Source organism: Erythrobacter sanguineus (genome assembly GCF_900143235.1).
GTDB classification, from domain to species: Bacteria; Pseudomonadota; Alphaproteobacteria; order Sphingomonadales; family Sphingomonadaceae; genus Erythrobacter; species Erythrobacter sanguineus.
Map to the genome: position 1 here is coordinate 13,367 of NZ_FRDF01000004.1, position 17,772 is coordinate 31,138.

Consider the following 17,772-nt stretch of genomic DNA (forward strand, 5'->3'; position numbering starts at 1 on the left):
GTGCGGGCATGAAAGCTGCGAACCTTGTCCCCGCTCTTGCCTGCGCCCTCGCGCTGGCTGCTTGCGTGCCATCAGTCGATGCGCCTGCACCAGCGCCTGCGCCCGCTCCGGTCGCCCGCCCGGCACCTGCCCCCGCTCCCGCACCGCCACCACCGGTGCAGGCGATGGCGAGTGACGACTGGATGGATGCGCCCGCGACGCCGGGGACTTGGCGCTACGGCACGCAAGGATCAGACACTGAGGCGGGCTTCTGGAGCCCCACGAATGCGCCGATGGTCAGGCTGGTCTGTATCACGGCCACCCGGAACTTGGCCCTTTCGCTGCCCCAAAGCGGCGCGGCGCGCCCGCTGGTCACGATCCGTACCGAAACCGCCACCCGCACAGTGGAAGCCCGGCCCGGTGACCGCGACATGATCATTCCGCTTTACCCGCAGGATCCGCTGCTTGATGCGATGGCCCTCAGCAAGGGGCGTTTTGCAGTCGAAACCGATGGCCAATCGCCGCTCTACCTGCCCGCATGGGCCGAAGTCAGCCGCGTGATCGAGGATTGCCGGGGGTGATCCCTCCCGATTCCATACATTAATATCCACAGGCTTGCCCCCAGCCTGTCCACACCCCGCCGCTCAAACGAAAAACGCCCGAGGTCTCCCTCAGGCGCAGCGGGCCACGGTGTTGCGCGGCGGAGGCAGAGTATGACGCGGGAAAAGTTTTATACAAGACTTGTCACTGTCACTTCCATGATTCACATTGCATCCCGAGGCCAGCGGGGAACGCGGCTCTCGGCCCCCGGTGAAACGGCGGGTCTGGCTCACAAGCGTGAAAGGAGGTGATCCGATGTCTCATGGTTCAGTAGCGAGGTCGGTGAAGATCCCTACGGAGCATACTCGGTAATCCTCAGGCCGAGTAAGGCTTCGTGAGCGGCACTTCCGGCCGCTGACCATGCAAAGGGCAGTTCCAGCCCCCCATTTTCCGGGGCGCGGAGCTGCCCTTTACATATTTGTTTTGCGAAGCCGCCTCCGCGGGTTCGTCCTCGGGGCTGTTCCTACGCTGCGCTACGGGCCCCTGCGGGCGGCCGGTCGGCCTTGCGGGCCTTTGGCCCGATCGTCCATGTTTTGCGAAGGCGCCTCCGCGCCTTCGTCCTCGGCGCGCCTCCTTCGCTTCGCTTCGGAGCGCCTGCGGCCGGCCGGTCGGCCTTGCGGTCGCTGCGCGACCGTTCTCGCGTCAAACACTCATCTTGCTCTGGGACGTTTGCAGGATTAGGCGCAAATCATGCATTTCACCCGCACGCCCCACCCCGCCCCCACGCCCGATGCCGCCCGCACTGCGCTGATCGCCGATCCCGGCTTCGGAACGGTGTTCACCGATCACATGGTGGTGATCGATTATGACGAGGCATTGGGCGGCTGGCAGACCCCGCATATCGGCCCGCGCCAGCCCATCCCGATGGACCCGGCGGCCAGCGTGCTGCATTATGCGCAGGAAATTTTCGAAGGGCTGAAAGCCTATCGCCACCCAGACGGCGGGCTCGGGCTGTTCCGGCCCGAAGCCAACGCCGCGCGCTTCAACGCCTCTGCCGAGCGGCTGGCCATGCCCCATCTCCCGCCCGAGCTGTTCCTTGCCGCGATCCGCGAATTGCTGGCTGCCGATGGCAACTGGTTCCCCGCGGTCGAGGGCGGCGCGCTGTATCTGCGCCCCTTCATGATTGCGACCGAGGCCTTCCTCGGCGTGCGCCCGGCGAAGCAATACAAGTTCATCGTGATCGCCAGCCCGGCGGGCAATTACTTCAAGTCCGGGGCCAAGGCAGTCAGCATCTGGATCTCAGACTACACCCGCGCCGCCCCCGGCGGCACCGGGGCGGCCAAGTGCGGCGGCAATTACGCCGCCAGCCTGGTCCCCACCGGGCAGGCCTTTGCCAAGGGCCATGATCAGGTGCTGTTCCTTGATGCGGTCGAACGCAAGTGGGTCGAGGAACTGGGCGGCATGAACCTGTTCTTCGTCTTTGCCGATGGCACGGTGATCACCCCGCCGCTGACCGGCACGATCCTGCCCGGCATCACCCGCAACAGCCTGATGGCGCTGCTGACCGAACAAGGGCTGACAGTATCCGAAGCCCCCTACTCCATCGACCAGTGGCGCGCGGATGCGCAAAGCGGACATCTGGTCGAAGTGATGGCCTGCGGCACGGCGGCGGTCGTCACCGCGGTCGGCACAGTCGCCGGGCCGGAGGGCGCGTTCACCATCGGCGCAGGCGGCATCGGCCAGACCACCGCGAAGCTGCGCGAAACACTGGTGGGCATCCAGACCGGGCGAATCGCCGATACGCATGCCTGGGTGATGCGGGTTTGATTGCAGTCGCCGCGCTCTACAAGTTCACGCCCTTTCCCGATCCTGAATCCCAGCGCGCCCCCCTGCTCGCCGCGTGCGAGGCGGTCGGGATCAAGGGCACGTTGCTGCTCGCCCGCGAGGGGATCAATGGCACCATCGCGGGCGGCGAGAACGCGATTGCGCAGGTGATCGCGCATATCCGTGCGCTGCCGGGGTGCGCTGATTGCGACGTGAAGTTCTCCCACGCACCCGAAATGCCGTTCTACCGCATGAAGGTGCGGGTGAAGCAAGAGATCGTCACGATGGGCGAACCCGATATCGACCCCACCCTGTCCGCCGGCCACTATGTCGATCCGCATGACTGGAACGCGCTGATCGCCGATCCGGACACCATCGTGATCGACACCCGCAATGATTACGAAGTTGCGGTCGGCAGTTTTGCGGGCGCGGTCGATCCGCAGACGCCGAGTTTCCGCGATTTTCCGGCATGGTTCCGCGAACACCGCGAGACGCTCCTCGAAGGCAAAAAGAAGGTCGCGATGTTCTGCACCGGGGGCATCCGCTGCGAGAAATCGACCAGCTTTCTGCGCGCCGAGGGGATCGACGAGGTCTATCACCTCAAGGGCGGCATTCTGAAATATCTCGAGCAAGTGCCTGAGAACGAAAGCCTGTGGCAGGGTGAATGCTTTGTTTTCGATGAGCGGGTGACAGTGCGCCACGGGCTTGAACAAGGCACCTTCCAGCTCTGCCGCGCCTGCCGCCGCCCGCTCGATGCCGCGGCCCTCGCCCATCCCGATTACAAGGACGGGGTGAGCTGCCCCGCCTGCATCACCGAACGCACACCCGAACAACGCGCCGGTTACGCCGAACGCCAGCGGCAGGATGCGCTGGCCCGGCAGCGCGGGGAATTGCACGTCGGCGCGGTGCGGCCTGCCCCCAAACCTGACGCGCAATGACCGCGCTCCCCGTCCTCTACTCCTTCCGCCGATGCCCCTATGCGATGCGGGCGCGCATGGCCTTGTGGACGGCGGAAATCGCGGTGGAATTGCGCGAGGTGAAGCTGGCCGCCAAGCCGCCCGAACTCATCGAAGCCTCCCCCAAGGCAACCGTGCCGGTGCTGGTGCTAAGCGATGGAACCGTGATCGACGAAAGCCTCGCCATCATGCGCTGGGCATTGGCGCAAAACGACCCCGAACACTGGCTGGCGGGCGATGATGCGGCGCTGATCGGGCGCAATGATGGCACCTTCAAACACCACCTCGACCGCGCCAAATATCCGGGCCGGTATCAGGAAGAGGACGGCACCGATCACCGCGCCGCAGCACTCGCCCTGCTCCACCCGCTGGAGGCCCGACTGGAGAACGCGCCCTTTCTGTGCGGCGACACGCGCAGCCTGACCGATATCGCGCTGTTCCCCTTCATCCGCCAGTTCGCCCATATCGATCCCGAATGGTTCGCCGCCCAACCCCTGCCGCGTCTTCAGGCGTGGCTGGAACAGCACAAGGCATCAGACCTGTTCGCCAGCATCATGCCCAAATTCGTGCCATGGAAAGCGGACCACGCGCCGATCCGTTTCGGACCATAAGCAGATGGCGCGCTGCCGGATAACCGCAACGGGTCGCAAGCCGAAGGTCGGTTGTCCTGATCCATTATTGCCACCAGGTCGCAAACCACCCCTCACCCCTCCCCAGCCGCCAACCCGTCGCGAAACGCTTCGACCAGCCAGCTTGCCGCCGGGCCAAGCCGGGTGTCGCGCCGCCACAAGGCTGAAAGACCATAATGCGCGCCCGGTTTTTCGGGCAGATCAAGCTCCACCAGCGTCCCGGCCGCCAGATCGCCTGCCACCATGGCGCGCGGCATATTGCCCCAGCCCAGCCCCTCTTTCAGCAGCGAATGCTTTGCCCCCAGATCGCCCAGCCGCCATGTCAGCGGGCTAAGCACGGAAAATTCGCGGCCTTCGGTCAGCGGTGAACGATCCGTCAGCACCAGTTGCAGGTGGCGGCGGCTTTCTCCCGGTGCGACACCCGCTTGCACAAGGGGGTGGGACGGCGCCGCAACCGGGATCAGATCGATTGCGCCCACCGCCTGCCGTTCCAGCGAAGGTTGATCGCCGATCACCGGGCCACCGATCGCCAGATTCGCCCCGCCCTCGATCAGGCACGCGGCAACCGCACCCAGCCCTTCGATCCGCAAGGTCAGCGCGCAGGTCGGGAATATCTGCCGGAACTTCCCCAGCGCCCGCGCGGTGACTTCAGCCGGCACCATCACATCGACCACCAGCGTCAGCGCAGGTTCCTGCCCGGCATGGAGCGAGCGCGCCTTGGCCAGCAGCGCGTCCACCCCGTCTGCAACCCCGCGCGCTTCGGCCAGCAGCCCCTCGCCCGCCGCCGTCAGCACCGGGCGGCGCGATCCTTCGCGGTCGAACAGGCTGACCGCCAGTTGGGCTTCGAGTTGCGCAATGCCGTAAGAGACCGCCGAGACAGCGCGCCCCATCGCCCGCGCCGCGCCGCCAAAGCTGCCATATTCGGCCACGGCGACAAAAATGCGCAATTGATCCAGCGTGGGTTCACCGATCTTCATAGAAACATGTTCGGATAATCCGAACATCTTGACAAGTTTTATCGCACTTATCCGTTCAATTCGCTGCGCCTATCTCATTCCCAACAAGGACACCCCACGGAAATAGGGAGACACGCCATGATCGAACTGCGTCCCTTCAACACCCTCGGCGCTGCCAACCACGGCTGGCTTGACGCGCATCATCATTTCTCTTTCGCCAATTACCACGATCCCGCCCGCGTCCACTGGGGCGCTTTGCGGGTCTGGAATGATGACCGCATCGCCCCCGGCACCGGCTTTCCGACCCATCCGCACAACGACATGGAAATCATCACCTATGTTCGCACCGGCGCGATCACCCACCGCGATTCGATGGGCAATGAAGGCCGCACCGAAGCGGGCGATGTGCAGGTGATGAGCGCGGGCAGCGGCGTGCGTCATTCGGAATATAATCTCGAAGACACGGAAACCACGCTGTTCCAGATCTGGATCATCCCGGATGAACGCGGCGGCGAACCGGGCTGGGGGGCCCGCCAGTTCCCCAGGGAGGGGCGCGAAGGCGCATTCGTCCCGCTTGCCAGCGGCGCGGCGGATGATGACAACGCACTGAAAATCCGGGCGGATGCGCGGGTCCTGGGCGCGACGATCAAGGCAGGAGAAAGCGTGACCTACGTGCCACGTTCGGCAGACCGCCGGCTCTACCTCGTGCCCGCCACCGGCAAGGTCCGGATTGGCGAGGTCGAGGCGGAGGCACGTGACGGTGTCGCCATCACCGCGCTCGACCGCGTCACCATCACCGCGCTCGAAGACAGCGAAGTGGTGCTGGTCGACGCAGCCTGAGCGTCTTTCCCCCTCCTCTCGGGGAGGGAAGATTTACCCCCGGAGCCGGCTGGCCCCCCCCTCGCCAGCCGGCTCCACCCTGCCTTGCACCGAAGGATCACCGCCATGAGCACCATTCTCTACCTCACCGCCAGCATCCGCAGCGAAAGCGAGAGCGTTTCGCGCGGGCTGGGCCAGCGGCTTGTCGATGGCCTTGCCGCCAGAACCGGCGCTGCTGTCATCACCCGCGATCTGGCCGCGGATGATCTGCCCCATGTCAGCGCCGCACGCTTCGCCGCGAACCTGACTCCCTCTGCCGAGCGCACGCCCGAACAGGCAGACCTTGCCGCCATCGCTGACACGCTGATCGCGGAATTGCAGGCCGCCGACATCATCGTGATCGCCTCGCCGATCTACAATTTCGGTGCGCCTGCCAGCCTCAAGGCATGGGCCGATCTGGTCGCGCGGGCGGGCACCACGTTCCGCTACACCGCAACCGGCCCCGAAGGGCTGCTGACGGGCAAGAAGGCCTATCTCGCCATCGCCAGCGGCGGCACTCCGGTGGGCAGCGATATCGACTTCATGAGCCGCTGGCTGACCTTTTTCCTCGGCTTTCTCGGCATCGCCGACGTGGACATCGTCGCCGCCGACGCCATCATGGGCGAAGGCGGCGAGGCGAAGATTGCCGCGGCACAGGACGCCGCCATCGGACTTGCTGCCTGATAACGCGCATCACCACGCGTTACTCTTGCGGTAGCGGCACGGGGCCATAAGTGCCGAAATTGATGCTTGCGTGACGCAACAGGGCAGGATCGCCCGTCAGAGCCGGTTACGGACCAGCAGCGGTTTGAAGATGTTGCGGCTCGGGCGGATCACGATGATCGCCACGCCGACCAGCGCCAGGGCACCGCCCGCCAGCAATGGCCAGCCGATCTCATCGCCCGTCAGCCATGTCCCGAAGGCAATCGTCAGCAGCGGGGTGAGCAGCGTCAGCGGTACGATCAGGTTGGCATCATGCGTCTGGAACAGCTTGAAATAAGCCGAATGCGCGCCAACCGAGACCACCAGCCCCGCAAACACGACGCAGGCCCCAATCGCCAGCGGCGCCGCACGCATTGCCTCGACCTGCCCATTTTCCAGCGCCAGTGTCGCGGGCAGCATGACCGCCAGCGAGGCCAGCGCCGCCCAGGCCTGAAGCGCGACCGAGCCAATCGCCAGCCGTTTGACGAAGACCGAGGCGAAGGCGCCCATCAGCACGCCGCCGAACGCGAAGGCGAGGCCCACAAGGCTGCCCGATGCCGAAGGCGAACCGATCGCCAGCCCCACCCCGCCCAGCGCCAGCGCCATGCCAATGCCGCGCCGCCAGCGCACTTCCTCGCCCAGAAACAGGATCGCGAACAGCACGGTGAGCGGCGCGCCCGCAAGGTTGACGATTCCCACCGCCGAAGGACTGGCTGTCTGCAACCCGACAAACTGCAGGCCGAAACTGCCTCCGGTGACCGCAAAGCCGACAATCAGCACCAGCGGCAGGCGCGCCGGGATCTGCCGCAGCAGCGGGAACAATACCACCAGCACCATCAGCGATCGCAGCACGGTGTAGAACAGCGGCGGCAGGCCGAGCGTGCTCACCGCAATCTTGCTGACCACGACATTCATGGCCCAGGCGATGTTGCAGAACAACATGATCGCCAGCGCCGACAGAGGCAGGTTTGCGGGCATCAGGTGGCAGTGTCGCCGAATACCTCGTCCACGACATCGGAGGGCAGGCTCTCACGCAATTCCTCGCGCCACACGGTGGCGACCGCATCCGATGGCGCGCGCCAGTCGCCGCGCGGGGACAGCGCGCCGGCCGAAGACACCTTCGGCCCGTTGGGCAGCGCAGAACGCTTGAACTGGGAAAAGCCAAAGAAGCGGTGCAGGAACTTGTCGAGCCAATCGGCGATGGTCGCCAGATCATAGGTGTTCTTGCGCGCATCAGGAAAGCCCGCCGGCCACAGCCCGCCATCGCGCGTCCGCCATGCATGCAATGCCAGAAACGCCACCTTCGAAGGGCGCTGGCCGTAACGGATCACGTGGTGGAGGAAGAAGTCGTTCAATTCATACGGTCCCACCAGCTCCTCGGTCGACTGGATCTGCCCGTCGGCACCCGGCGGCACCAGTTCTGGCGAAATCTCGGTATCGAGGATCGCGCCCAGCACCTCGCCACAGGCATTGGTGAACTGGCCGGTCTGGATCACCCAGCGAATCAGATACTGGATCAGGGTCTTGGGAACGCCCGCATTGACCCCGTAATGGCTCATGTGATCGCCCACGCCATAGGTGCACCAGCCCAGCGCCAGTTCGGACAGATCGCCGGTGCCCACGACAAAGCCATGATGCTGGCCCGCGAGGCGGAACAGGTAATCGGTGCGCAGGCCCGCCTGCACGTTTTCGAAGGTCACGTCATGCACCGGCTCGCCGCTGGCGAAGGCATGGCCGATATCCTCCAGCATCTTGGTCGCCGCCGGACGGATATCGATTTCTCCAGCGGTGATCTGCATCGCTTCCATCAGGCGGTGGGCGTTGTCTTTGGTGCCTTGCGACGTGCCGAACCCCGGCATGGTGTAGCCGCGAATGGTGGTGCGCGGCAGGCCCAGCCGGTCACACGCCTTGGCGGCCACGATCAGCGCGTGGGTGGAATCGAGCCCTCCCGAAATCCCGATCACGAGGCTTTTCGCGCCGGTCGCCTCGATCCGCCGCATCAGCGCGTCGACCTGGATGTTGAACGCCTCGTAGCAGTCTTCGTCCAGCCGTTCGGGCCGGTGGGGCACGAAGGGGAAGCGCGCGACCGGGCGGAGAAGGCCGATATCGCCCCCGGCATAGGCGTGCTCGAAGATGATCCGGCGATAGGAATCCTCGGGGTGGCCCGCGGCCTCGGCCGCATCGGTGAAGGTCTGGTTGCGCAGGCGTTCGGCAGCGATGCGGTCGGTGTCGATATCGATCACGCATAACTCGCCCGCAAGATCAAACCGCGCGCTTTCGGCCAGCAGATCGCCCATTTCGTAGATCACGCCCTGCCCGTCCCATGCCAGATCGGTGGTGCTCTCGCCGTGGCCGCTGGCCGAATAGACATAGGCGGCAATGGCACGGGAGGCGGATGATCGGCAGTGCAGATGGCGATCATCCGCGCGTCCGATGGTGATCGGAGAGGCGGAAAGGTTGCACAGGATCAGCGCGCCAGCCAGCGCCGCTGTCATCCCCGGAGGGATCGGCGCCCAGAAATCCTCGCAGATTTCGACCCCGAAACGAAAGCCGGGAAGATTGGCGGCGGCAAACACCAGATCGGTGCCAAACGGCACTTCCTCGCCCGCCACTGCGATCCACAGATCGGTGCAGCCCCGGCCATGCGCGAAATAACGCTTTTCGTAGAATTCGCGGTAATTGGGCAGGAAACTCTTGGGCACCACGCCAAGCAATTCGCCGCCCGCGATCACCAGCGCGCAATTGTACAACTTGCCCCCGCGCCGCAGCGGCGCGCCCAGCACCAAGACCGGCGCAAGCTCGGCCGAAGCCGCAATCACCTCGGCCACCGCCTGTTCGACCCGGTCAAGCAAGGCGTCCTGCAACAGCAGGTCATCAATCGCATAGGATGACAAGGTCAGTTCGGGGAACACCACCAGATCAACCTGCGCGGCGTGGGCCTTGCGCGCCTCGTCCAGCACGCCTGCGGTGTTGAAGGCGACATCGGCCGGGCGCGCGCAGGGGGTCGCTGTCGCCACCCGCACAAAGCCGTGGGCGTGCATGTCGAAAAAGGGGTGCGATGTCTCGCTCATGATGGGCGCGCGCTCCGGGTGGTTGTCCGCTGCCTCTAGCGCCTAATCCTTTCGCTTCCTAGCATGCGCCGCAAAAGTCCTGCTTTGGTCAAGCCAAGCCATTCGATTGTCACCGGAGCTTGCGCCTGTGCGAACAAGGCTGCAAGTGATCCAGTACCAACAAGGAGCCGCACGCCCATGGCCGATCCCACCTACACCCCGCCCAAGGTCTGGAACCCCGATACCGTGTCCGGCGGGCGCTTTGCCGGGATCAACCGCCCGACCGCAGGGGCGCGCGAGGACAAGGCGCTGCCGGAAGGCGACAATCCCTTCCAGCTCTATTCGCTCGCCACGCCCAACGGGGTGAAGGTGACGGTGATGCTGGAGGAATTGCTCGACGCGGGCCATGCCGGGGCCGAATATGACGCCTTCACCATCAATATCGGCGAAGGCCAACAATTCACCAGCGGCTTTGTCGCGGCCAATCCCAATTCCAAGATCCCGGCGCTGATCGACAAGAGCGGCCCCGTGCCGTTCCGCGTGTTCGAAAGCGGGGCGATCCTCGTCCATCTGGCCGAAAAGTTCCGTGCCTTCCTGCCCGCCGATCCGGCGGCCCGCGCGGAGGTCTTGTCCTGGGTGTTCTGGCAGGTCGGCACCGGCCCCTTCATCGGCGGCGGGTTCGGCCACTTCTATGCCTATGCGCCGGAGAAATACGAATATCCCATCAACCGCTATGCGATGGAGGTGAAGCGCATCTTCGATGTCGCCGACCAGCGGCTCGCGGATAGCCGGTTCCTGGGCGGGGATGACTACACCATTGCCGATATCGCCAACTGGCCGTGGCTTGCGCCGTTTGTGGCGGGGCAGATCTACAATGATGCCAAAACCTTCCTTGCGATCGACGCATACAAGAACGTGGCCCGCTGGGCACGCGAGATCGCCGCGCGCCCGGCAGTGAAACGCGGGCGGATCGTCAACAAGACCTGGGGCGAGGATGATACCCAGCTGCGCGAACGCCGCGGACCGGGCGATTTCGATGGCAAGAACCTCGACTGGACGTTCTGAATGCGAGGGCGGCACCAATCCGCATCGCCGCCCCTTCACAACGCAAAATCACGCGCTATAGAGCGCGGCTCTGCTGGGGTGTAGCCAAGCGGTAAGGCAGCGGTTTTTGGTACCGCCATGCGCAGGTTCGAATCCTGCCACCCCAGCCAGTTCCCCGCGATTTTCCGCTTCATGACCCGAGAGTGCACGCTCTGCGTGGGCTAACCCGTGCGGTTCGATTCTGCGGCGCATGTGACGCCGGCGGCGCTGTGCGCATTTTGCGTTTTCGTCTGCGGGGATCGGGACATTTACGAAGGGAATCGCTTATCCGTCGGGCGCAAATTGACCTCCCGGAAAACTGCCACGCAAACTGCGACGGCACAGCAAGGATAAGGAAATTGTCATGGTCAAGGTTGCCGAAGTCATGCATCGCGGGGCAAGCTGGGTCGATCCGAATGCGCCGCTCGCGGATATTGCCGAGCGCATGGAGAAAGAGGATATCGGCGCTGTGCCGGTGGGTGAAGATGATCGCCTGATCGGCATGGTCACCGATCGTGACATCGCCGTGCGCGCATTTGCCGAGAAATCCGATCCATTGCAGCTCACCGCGCGCGACGTGATGAGCGAACCGATCATATTCTGCACCGCGAACGAGAATCTCGAAGATGCCGTGCGCATCATGGAACGCAAGCAGGTCCGCCGTCTCCCGGTGATCGACGAAAATCGCCGGATGGTGGGGATGCTCTCGCTTGGCGATGTTGCCGCAAGCGCGCCCGCATCGCTGGCAGGCGAAACCTTGCAGGCGGTTTCGGCGCATCACGCCTGAGGTTGGCGCCCGAGGATGATGGCGACCGCCGGGCTGACAACCCGCAAGGATCGGAACAAAGCCCCGTAAGGCGCTGTGGAGAGCTTGCGGGCGCCCCATCCCATCAGGCCCCATCCCATAAGGCCCGATCCCTTCAAGACAACCTTCAAGACAACACGCCCCCGGTCTTGACCCGGCGCAGTGCCCCTTCTCGGTCGTTGCGCCGGGCCAAGTCGTCTGCGTCAAGGTGACAGGGAATTGGTGGCTGGAGCGGCTTCCAATGCGATTGCAGCGGATCAACCGCTCCAGATTTCCGGATTGCCGCGCTTTCCGGTTCGCCGGGTGATACGCCCGGCTCGAAGGCGCTCTAATGGGCCGCCGGGCCGCCATGCAAGGCAAGCGCCACGGCTTCGTCGATCTGGTTGAGCCGGAATGGCCCGTCATGGCTGCTGGCATGCGCGATCCGGCGCGAGGCGAGCGCAGGATCGCCGCTTACCATCAGCACCGGTATGTCCCCATCCTCACAGATGGCCCGCGCAGCCCGGATGGCGCAACCGGCTGCGATTCTGTCCCCGATCACGATGATGTCAGGCCTGCGGTGCCGCGCCGCTGCCAAGGCCTGATGTTCGGTCAAGGTGTGATCAAAGGTGCCGAAGCCAAGCTCGCCCAGATAGTGCTGGATCGCGCGGCTGATGGCGATGTTGTCATCGATAATGAGTGCGTGCGGCATCGGATATTCCCCTTCCTGCCGGGCCAATCTGCCGCGCGTTGCCGGTCAGGGCGCTTAGCAAATAACCGGAGGGGCAAATAACCGGAGGGGCCAATTCACCAAAGGAACTGGAGACAGTGCAGCGCACGCCGCATTGCGGAACGCTGCATGTGGCTAGGGATATTTCCCGATAAAACGCGCCGGGTCGATGCCCTAAAACGAAATTGTCGGACGGGAGCAACAGCTTCGTTTTGAATCTGACCGGAAGCGATGATTCTGGCCCAGAGCTACGCGATGATCGTACGACCGCGGCTCGCGGGAGTTCCCAAAACGAGATGCCTTCGGGCATCACGGGTCAGGGAACCCCGCGGGTTTCGCAACACTATCCCCCCGATCACCTCGCGGGTCTGAAGGCCGATGCTTTCAGGCCCGCGCTCTTTAACTTTCGCGAGCCGGGGCGCCCGTGCGATTGCGCGGGACGAAGCTGGATGGACTGCGAATTTGCGACCATTCCCGATTATCCAGACAGCACCGATTCCGGGCCAACGCCAGAAGCACGCTGCGGACAATACCGCAGCATGGTGACCACGAAAGGCATCGCGCTGGGCCAGAATCGGCCGCTACCCTTGGATGCCTTCGTCAGAATATCCGCAAAGTGGTTCAGCCTTTCGGGCGGACCACGCGCGGGCCGATATCGGTCAGGACCTGGCGTGCATCATAGGCGCGCAGATCATCTGCCGGGACATCGCCCTGTGCGATCCGGATATCCGCACTGGCTTCGTATTCGTCGATCTCGCGCTGATCGATCCCGTCAGCCCAGAACGGACGGGCAAGCCACGGGTCCCAGTAATACCATGACCGCCCGCGCAGACGATAGCTCCAGTAGGGCGACCACGCCCCATAATCCGGGCCGAACCAGGGACGGTAAAGCGGATCGCGGCGGATTTCGCGGGTGACGGTGTGCTCGGTCTCACGGTCAAGCACGGTGAACCAGTCCCCGCCCTGCTCGATCGTCAGTTCGGCCGCGCGGTAAAGCAGGTACGCCTCGACCGTTTCGCGCGAGGTCAGGGCATTGCCGTTGAACCGGACACGAAACAGATCAGGGCCGATCTGCGAGTGCGAATAGCCGCCCCGGACCGAACTCGAAGCAGATTCGGGCTGATAGGGCGTGGCGCGCGAACAAGCCGCAAGCACCAGAGCGAGGAGAACCAGCAAAGCCGGCCTGATGATAGTGTTCATGACAATCGCTCCCACGGTGATTTTTCTGTGCGCGATCGAACATCGCATCATGAACCGCTGCGGGAATCCGATAATTCACGGGCCTGACGCCGACCCTCGCACAAATGGAACGCGCAACCCCGGATAATTACGAGTGCCAACGGCTTTCACATCCGTCTCTCTGGAAAAGTTACCGAAGCTTTAATATACGAGATCGGCAGGAGGGGAATGCGACAGGGGGATGCCATAGGCGGTCAGGGGCGGGTGCCCTATACACGGCTGGCTGGTCCATTGATCGACCAGATACCGGCCGCTATTGCGGTGTTCGATGCCAAATTGCGCTGCGTGATGGTCAACGCGCGCTGGCTGACACAATTCCCGGTACCCGCTGCCGATCCGGTCGGACACGACTGCAACGGCCTGATCCCGAATGGCTGCACGCTGCTCCGCGGCTATCTGGAGCGAGCGCTGGCCGGCGAAAGTTTCTCCAGCGAGGCTGCTGCGCCTGAAACATCCGACGGTTCAAAATACTGGTTCCGCTCGCACGTCGCCCCGTGGCGCGACACCAGGGGCAAGGTGCGCGGCGCCATGCTGGTGTGCGAGAATGTCACTGCCGAAATGGAACAGACCCTGCGGACAAGGGTGCTGAAAGAGGAATTGTCGCTGTTTGTCGACAGCGCCGAGGGCTTTGCTCTGGCCCTGCTCGATGAACAGGGTCAGGTGACAATCTGGAATTCCGGAGCCGAAAGGTTGACCGGCTGGCGCGAAACCGAGGCGGTGGGCCAGACCTATGGCTTCCAGTTCAATGCGGAAGACCAGGCTGAGGGACTACCCGCGTCCCAGATCGATCTTGCCCGCAGGAACGGCGTGTTCCGCGACCGCTGCTGGCGGATGCGCAAGGATGGCACCCGCTTTCGTGCCGAAGTGATCATCACGCGGATCGAAGGCGACGATGTGCTGCCGGGCGGCTTCGGCGAGGTTGTGCGCGATGTCACCAGCGAGGAATTTCAGGCCCGCTCGCTCGAGGCGAATGCCGTGCTGCTGCGATCAATCCTCGAAACCATCCCCGAAGCCCTGGTGGTGATCGACATCAGTGGCCGCATCCTTTTGTTCAGCACGACCGCCGAGGCCATGTTCGGCTTTTCGGCAAGTGAGGTGCTGGGTCGCGACGTTTCGATGCTGATGCCCGAGCGTGAACGCAAGGCGCATGATGGTTACATGCGGCACTATCGCCAGTCCGGCGAAAGCCGGATGATGGGTAGCAAACGCCGCCTGATCGGCCGACGCAAGGACGGCAGCGAATTTCCCCATACGCTCCAGATTGCCGAGGCCTTTGGCGGCGGGCAGCAGATGATCGCAGGCTTCATGCAGGACCTGAGCGAGAAAGAGGCGGCCGACGCCGAGCTTGAACAATTGCAGCGCGAACTGGCCCATATATCGCGCGTCCACGAGATGGGAACGCTGGCAAGCACCATCGCCCACGAACTCAACCAGCCGCTCATGGCGATCACGAACATCGTCCAGACCGCTGCCGACATCCTGAAGAACGGCGACCCAGCCAGCCGAGTGGTTCTGGCCGAAGCCCTCGCCGAGGCCGGACGCGAAGCCTTGCGCGCAGGCGACATCCTGCGCCGCTTGCGCGGGTTCCTGTCACGCGGGGATCTGGAAAAAACGCTGGAAGACCCGTCCAAGCTGGCTGAGGATGCGGTCTATTTCGAGGCCGCAAGGGCCCGTTATCGCAATATTGGCTGCAACGTCGACTGCGCGGCCGGGATCCCTCCGATCCTGGTCGACAGGGTGCAGATCCAGCAGGTCATCCTCAACCTGACCAAGAACGCCATCCAGTCGGTCGGCGCAAACGGCAAGGTCACCGTCGCAATCACAGCTGAAGCCGATCAGATACGCTGCACGGTCAGCGACACAGGGCCGGGCGTATCGCCTGACCGGGCCGCGCGCTTGTTCGAACCTTTCAGCACCACCAAGACCGACGGCATGGGACTGGGTCTGCCCATCTGCCGTTCCATCATCGAGGCCCATGGGGGACGGATCTGGTACGAACCGGCACCCGGCGGTGGGGCGGCCTTCGTCTTCACCCTTCCACATTTCACGCAGGAGAATGACGATGCCCAGTGAGCACAGGCTTGTCCATGTCGTCGATGATGACGAAGGGGTAAGGCGATCACTCGATTTCCTGTTGTCCCATGCAGGCTACGAGGTGCAACGCTGGGCCAGTGCGGAGGTTTTCCTCAAGGAAGCCCAGAAGATGGTGCCAGCCTGCGCCATGATCGACATCCGCATGCCGGGGATGGATGGGCTTGCCTTGCAGAAGGAGATGAAAGTCCAAGGCTTCAATTTTCCGATCATCATCCTGTCTGGCCACGGTGATATCGCCATGGCGGTGCAGGCGATGCAGAACGGAGCGATCGATTTCCTGCAAAAGCCCGCCGACCGCGAAAGTGTCATAACCGCTGTCAATTCGGCGCTGGAGATAATCAGCAATAGCGAGGAGCAGCGCAATCGCTCCGACTGGGCCAAGACCCAGCTAGGGCGCCTGACAACGCGCGAGCAGGAAGTGCTCGACGGTCTGGCCTGCGGCTATCCCAACAAGACCATCGCCTATGACCTTGGCATCAGCGCCCGCACGGTGGAAGTCTACCGCGCCAATGTCATGGACAAGCTGGGCGTGCACAGCTTTGCCGATGCCCTGCGCATCGCCTTTGCCGCCGGGCTGGGTTCCGAACGCCGCTGGCTTGAAGCGCATACGCTGATCGCACACCAGCGCCAGGGCGAATGACCGGGCGCTGCGAAGGATGCCGAAGACCTTCGCGCGCGCAATCGGATCAATGCGCCAGCAGCAGCGGAACCGGGCAGGTCTTCAGCATCGTCCGGGTCACCCCGCCGAACACCGCCTGCGCAAGCCGCGGGCTGCCATAGGCACCCATCACCAGAAACCCGGCGTCGATCGCACGGACATGATCGACCAGCACCGCTGCAACCGTATCATCGCTGCGCCGTTCGACCAGTTCCGGCACCACGCCGTGACGCGACAGGTAAGTTGCAATCGTCGCCATTGGCGTGCTGCCAGAGGGCGGATCGACGGCCAGCAGCACCACCTCGGCAGCGCAGCGCAGCAGGGGCACCGCGGCACGCACCGCCTCGATCGCGGGGTCTGACCCGTCCCACGCGATCAGCGCCGGCTTGCCTAGCGCAACACCGCGCACCGCAGGCGGCACCGCCAGCAGCGGCCGTCCGGACTTAATCGGCAGGGACTGGGGGCGGACATCCTCGTCTCCATCTTCCTCCAGCCGCGACGACAGCACGATGAGGTCGGCCAGATCGGCCCCGTGGGCCAGCGCATCGACCGGCCGATCAAAGCTCAGACCGAACGACCACCGCACGTCTTCACCCGCCAGCCGCTGCTCTATTCGGGTGCGCAACGCGCGCTGGGCGCGTTCGAGCTCGACCAGCGCGACGGCCTCTGCGCCGCCGGAGTAATTGCCCATCGCCAGCATCGGCAGATGACGCAGTTCGAGGCATTCGAGATGGCCGCCCATCGCGCGGGTCACATCAAGCGCCGCCTGCAGGCGCGCTTCCTGTCCGGCATCATCATGCACCAGCAACAATATGTTCTTCATACGGCACCCCTTGCGTTCCTATCGATCCGCCTGCGCCCCAAGGACGCATCATCGGGCGGAGGCGGATATTCGTCAGGCCCCCGCCCCGGCTCGTCACTATCGGGCAGAGGTGGCGCGGTTTCGGGCAGTTCGGGCCGCGCAGGCTCGGGCGGCACCGGCATGATCCCGGGCGGCTCATCCGGCGAGATCCGGTCGGGCGGCAGCGGCGGGATGCCGCCGCTGACATGGGGCGCTTGTGTCACGCTCAATCGACCGCGATCTTGCGGACGCGGCCCGTCGCCTGCTTGTCCTTGCCGAGCGTGAGCTTGAGCACGCCGTGGCGAAACTTCGCCTCGATCCGTTCGGGATCAACATCCGAAGGCAGGCTCAACCGCCGTTCGAATGCGCCATAGCTGCGTTCGCTGATCAGGCTGTCGCCTGATTTTTCCTGCGATTCGGCGCGCTTCTCGCCTGATATCGACAGGACGCCGTCGGCAAATTCGACATTGATGTCCTTGTCCTCGAGACCGGGCAGTTCGGTTGCCAGTTCGTAATGATCCTGCTTGTCCTTGAGCTCAACCAGCGGGCTGAAATCCGTACCATTGGACAGCTGGAAGACGCGCCGGACAGGGCCCGGCATGGTCAGATCATCGAACAATTGGTCGATCTCGTGGCGCAGGCGCCGGAACATTGTCGAAACGCCTTGATCGGGAGATGGCCGCATCTCCGCCATTGCCTGTCTGTTCATCGCTGTTTTCCTCCTTTTGACCCTTGCAGCCCCGTGCCGCCACCGTGGCGGCAACTGGTCAGGCCGGTCAGCACGCAGGCAGACTATCCGCGCCGCGGCGCAGGCGGGATCGGTAAACCTACAGACCTGCGCACTTCCGG

At 64.1% G+C, this 17,772-nt stretch carries 18 protein-coding genes and 1 tRNA gene; 11 read left to right on the top strand and 8 right to left on the bottom strand.

Annotation, left to right across the window (positions count from 1 at the left end):
- Nucleotides 1-8 precede the first annotated feature (8 nt).
- From BUA05_RS14460 to BUA05_RS03715, 4 genes are all read left to right on the top strand, one after another.
- Nucleotides 9-560, top strand: a complete 552-nt coding sequence (locus BUA05_RS14460) for a hypothetical protein (protein ID WP_072673327.1) — start codon at nt 9-11, stop codon at nt 558-560.
- 709 nt (nt 561-1,269) lie between these two features.
- Nucleotides 1,270-2,346, top strand: coding sequence for a branched-chain amino acid aminotransferase (locus BUA05_RS03705; RefSeq protein ID WP_072673328.1), 1,077 nt, complete (start codon nt 1,270-1,272; stop codon nt 2,344-2,346).
- Nucleotides 2,343-3,281 (top strand): oxygen-dependent tRNA uridine(34) hydroxylase TrhO, encoded by a 939-nt coding sequence (gene trhO / locus BUA05_RS03710; protein ID WP_245790071.1) that lies wholly within the window; start codon nt 2,343-2,345, stop codon nt 3,279-3,281. The genes BUA05_RS03705 and trhO overlap by 4 nt, the downstream gene beginning before the upstream one ends.
- A complete protein-coding gene (locus BUA05_RS03715; RefSeq protein ID WP_072673329.1) occupies nt 3,278-3,910 on the top strand; it encodes a glutathione S-transferase in 633 nt (210 codons plus the stop codon). Before trhO ends, BUA05_RS03715 begins: the two co-directional genes overlap by 4 nt.
- Before the next feature lie 92 nt (nt 3,911-4,002).
- On the opposite strand, the gene BUA05_RS03720 is transcribed toward BUA05_RS03715, so the two are convergent.
- Complete coding sequence (locus tag BUA05_RS03720) at nt 4,003-4,905, bottom strand: LysR family transcriptional regulator (RefSeq protein ID WP_072673330.1); 903 nt, start codon at nt 4,903-4,905, stop codon at nt 4,003-4,005.
- Nucleotides 4,906-5,022: 117 nt separating this feature from the next.
- Between BUA05_RS03720 and BUA05_RS03725 the strand changes: the two genes are divergently transcribed.
- Entirely contained in the window at nt 5,023-5,724 is a 702-nt protein-coding gene (locus tag BUA05_RS03725; RefSeq protein ID WP_072673331.1) for a pirin family protein, read from the top strand.
- Nucleotides 5,725-5,829: 105 nt separating this feature from the next.
- A complete protein-coding gene (locus tag BUA05_RS03730) occupies nt 5,830-6,426 on the top strand; it encodes an FMN-dependent NADH-azoreductase (RefSeq protein WP_072673332.1) in 597 nt (198 codons plus the stop codon).
- Nucleotides 6,427-6,522: 96 nt separating this feature from the next.
- On the opposite strand, the gene BUA05_RS03735 is transcribed toward BUA05_RS03730, so the two are convergent.
- Together BUA05_RS03735 and BUA05_RS03740 are read right to left on the bottom strand one after the other, a co-directional pair.
- On the bottom strand, nt 6,523-7,422 hold the full coding sequence (locus tag BUA05_RS03735; RefSeq protein ID WP_072673333.1) for a DMT family transporter: 900 nt from the start codon (nt 7,420-7,422) through the stop codon (nt 6,523-6,525).
- The gene (locus BUA05_RS03740) at nt 7,422-9,515 is read right to left on the bottom strand and encodes an NAD(+) synthase (RefSeq protein WP_072673334.1); all 2,094 of its coding nucleotides are present in this window, start codon (nt 9,513-9,515) and stop codon (nt 7,422-7,424) included. The genes BUA05_RS03735 and BUA05_RS03740 overlap by 1 nt, the downstream gene beginning before the upstream one ends.
- Nucleotides 9,516-9,692: 177 nt before the next feature.
- On the opposite strand from BUA05_RS03740, the gene yghU reads away from it, so the two are divergent.
- From yghU to BUA05_RS03755, 3 genes are all read left to right on the top strand, one after another.
- On the top strand, nt 9,693-10,559 hold the full coding sequence (gene yghU / locus BUA05_RS03745) for a glutathione-dependent disulfide-bond oxidoreductase (protein WP_072673335.1): 867 nt from the start codon (nt 9,693-9,695) through the stop codon (nt 10,557-10,559).
- Nucleotides 10,560-10,633: 74 nt separating this feature from the next.
- A tRNA-Gln gene (locus tag BUA05_RS03750) sits at nt 10,634-10,708 on the top strand.
- A gap of 233 nt (nt 10,709-10,941) precedes the next feature.
- Nucleotides 10,942-11,364, top strand: coding sequence for a CBS domain-containing protein (locus BUA05_RS03755; RefSeq protein ID WP_211277604.1), 423 nt, complete (start codon nt 10,942-10,944; stop codon nt 11,362-11,364).
- A gap of 346 nt (nt 11,365-11,710) precedes the next feature.
- Here BUA05_RS03755 and BUA05_RS03760 read toward each other — a convergent pair whose 3' ends face one another.
- Both BUA05_RS03760 and BUA05_RS03765 read right to left on the bottom strand, forming a co-directional pair.
- Complete coding sequence (locus BUA05_RS03760) at nt 11,711-12,073, bottom strand: response regulator (RefSeq protein ID WP_086616498.1); 363 nt, start codon at nt 12,071-12,073, stop codon at nt 11,711-11,713.
- Between the two features lie 639 nt (nt 12,074-12,712).
- Nucleotides 12,713-13,291: a CC0125/CC1285 family lipoprotein gene (locus BUA05_RS03765; protein WP_072673510.1), complete on the bottom strand. Its 579-nt coding sequence runs from the start codon at nt 13,289-13,291 to the stop codon at nt 12,713-12,715.
- Nucleotides 13,292-13,534: 243 nt separating this feature from the next.
- On the opposite strand from BUA05_RS03765, the gene BUA05_RS03770 reads away from it, so the two are divergent.
- Complete coding sequence (locus BUA05_RS03770) at nt 13,535-15,403, top strand: PAS domain S-box protein (RefSeq protein ID WP_158093683.1); 1,869 nt, start codon at nt 13,535-13,537, stop codon at nt 15,401-15,403.
- Entirely contained in the window at nt 15,393-16,064 is a 672-nt protein-coding gene (locus tag BUA05_RS03775; protein WP_072673338.1) for a response regulator transcription factor, read from the top strand. The genes BUA05_RS03770 and BUA05_RS03775 overlap by 11 nt, the downstream gene beginning before the upstream one ends.
- A 46-nt stretch (nt 16,065-16,110) precedes the next feature.
- Here the strand turns inward: BUA05_RS03775 and BUA05_RS03780 are convergent, their stop codons facing one another.
- From BUA05_RS03780 to BUA05_RS03790, 3 genes are read right to left on the bottom strand one after another with little or no spacing between them, the layout of a single operon-like run.
- Nucleotides 16,111-16,905, bottom strand: a complete 795-nt coding sequence (locus BUA05_RS03780; protein ID WP_072673339.1) for a universal stress protein — start codon at nt 16,903-16,905, stop codon at nt 16,111-16,113.
- On the bottom strand, nt 16,902-17,153 hold the full coding sequence (locus BUA05_RS03785) for a hypothetical protein (RefSeq protein ID WP_245790072.1): 252 nt from the start codon (nt 17,151-17,153) through the stop codon (nt 16,902-16,904). Before BUA05_RS03785 ends, BUA05_RS03780 begins: the two co-directional genes overlap by 4 nt.
- Nucleotides 17,150-17,632, bottom strand: a complete 483-nt coding sequence (locus BUA05_RS03790; RefSeq protein WP_084662453.1) for an Hsp20/alpha crystallin family protein — start codon at nt 17,630-17,632, stop codon at nt 17,150-17,152. Before BUA05_RS03790 ends, BUA05_RS03785 begins: the two co-directional genes overlap by 4 nt.
- Nucleotides 17,633-17,772 lie beyond the last annotated feature (140 nt).

Coding starts and splice junctions, on each gene's coding strand:
- BUA05_RS14460 (WP_072673327.1), top strand. CDS start 9: ATGAAAGCTGCGAACCTTGTCCCCGCTCTTGCCTGCGCCCTCGCGCTG.
- BUA05_RS03705 (WP_072673328.1), top strand. CDS start 1,270: ATGCATTTCACCCGCACGCCCCACCCCGCCCCCACGCCCGATGCCGCC.
- BUA05_RS03715 (WP_072673329.1), top strand. CDS start 3,278: ATGACCGCGCTCCCCGTCCTCTACTCCTTCCGCCGATGCCCCTATGCG.
- BUA05_RS03720 (WP_072673330.1), bottom strand. CDS start 4,905: ATGAAGATCGGTGAACCCACGCTGGATCAATTGCGCATTTTTGTCGCC.
- BUA05_RS03725 (WP_072673331.1), top strand. CDS start 5,023: ATGATCGAACTGCGTCCCTTCAACACCCTCGGCGCTGCCAACCACGGC.
- BUA05_RS03730 (WP_072673332.1), top strand. CDS start 5,830: ATGAGCACCATTCTCTACCTCACCGCCAGCATCCGCAGCGAAAGCGAG.
- BUA05_RS03735 (WP_072673333.1), bottom strand. CDS start 7,422: ATGCCCGCAAACCTGCCTCTGTCGGCGCTGGCGATCATGTTGTTCTGC.
- BUA05_RS03740 (WP_072673334.1), bottom strand. CDS start 9,515: ATGAGCGAGACATCGCACCCCTTTTTCGACATGCACGCCCACGGCTTT.
- yghU (WP_072673335.1), top strand. CDS start 9,693: ATGGCCGATCCCACCTACACCCCGCCCAAGGTCTGGAACCCCGATACC.
- BUA05_RS03755 (WP_211277604.1), top strand. CDS start 10,942: ATGGTCAAGGTTGCCGAAGTCATGCATCGCGGGGCAAGCTGGGTCGAT.
- BUA05_RS03760 (WP_086616498.1), bottom strand. CDS start 12,073: ATGCCGCACGCACTCATTATCGATGACAACATCGCCATCAGCCGCGCG.
- BUA05_RS03765 (WP_072673510.1), bottom strand. CDS start 13,291: ATGAACACTATCATCAGGCCGGCTTTGCTGGTTCTCCTCGCTCTGGTG.
- BUA05_RS03775 (WP_072673338.1), top strand. CDS start 15,393: ATGCCCAGTGAGCACAGGCTTGTCCATGTCGTCGATGATGACGAAGGG.
- BUA05_RS03780 (WP_072673339.1), bottom strand. CDS start 16,905: ATGAAGAACATATTGTTGCTGGTGCATGATGATGCCGGACAGGAAGCG.
- BUA05_RS03790 (WP_084662453.1), bottom strand. CDS start 17,632: ATGAACAGACAGGCAATGGCGGAGATGCGGCCATCTCCCGATCAAGGC.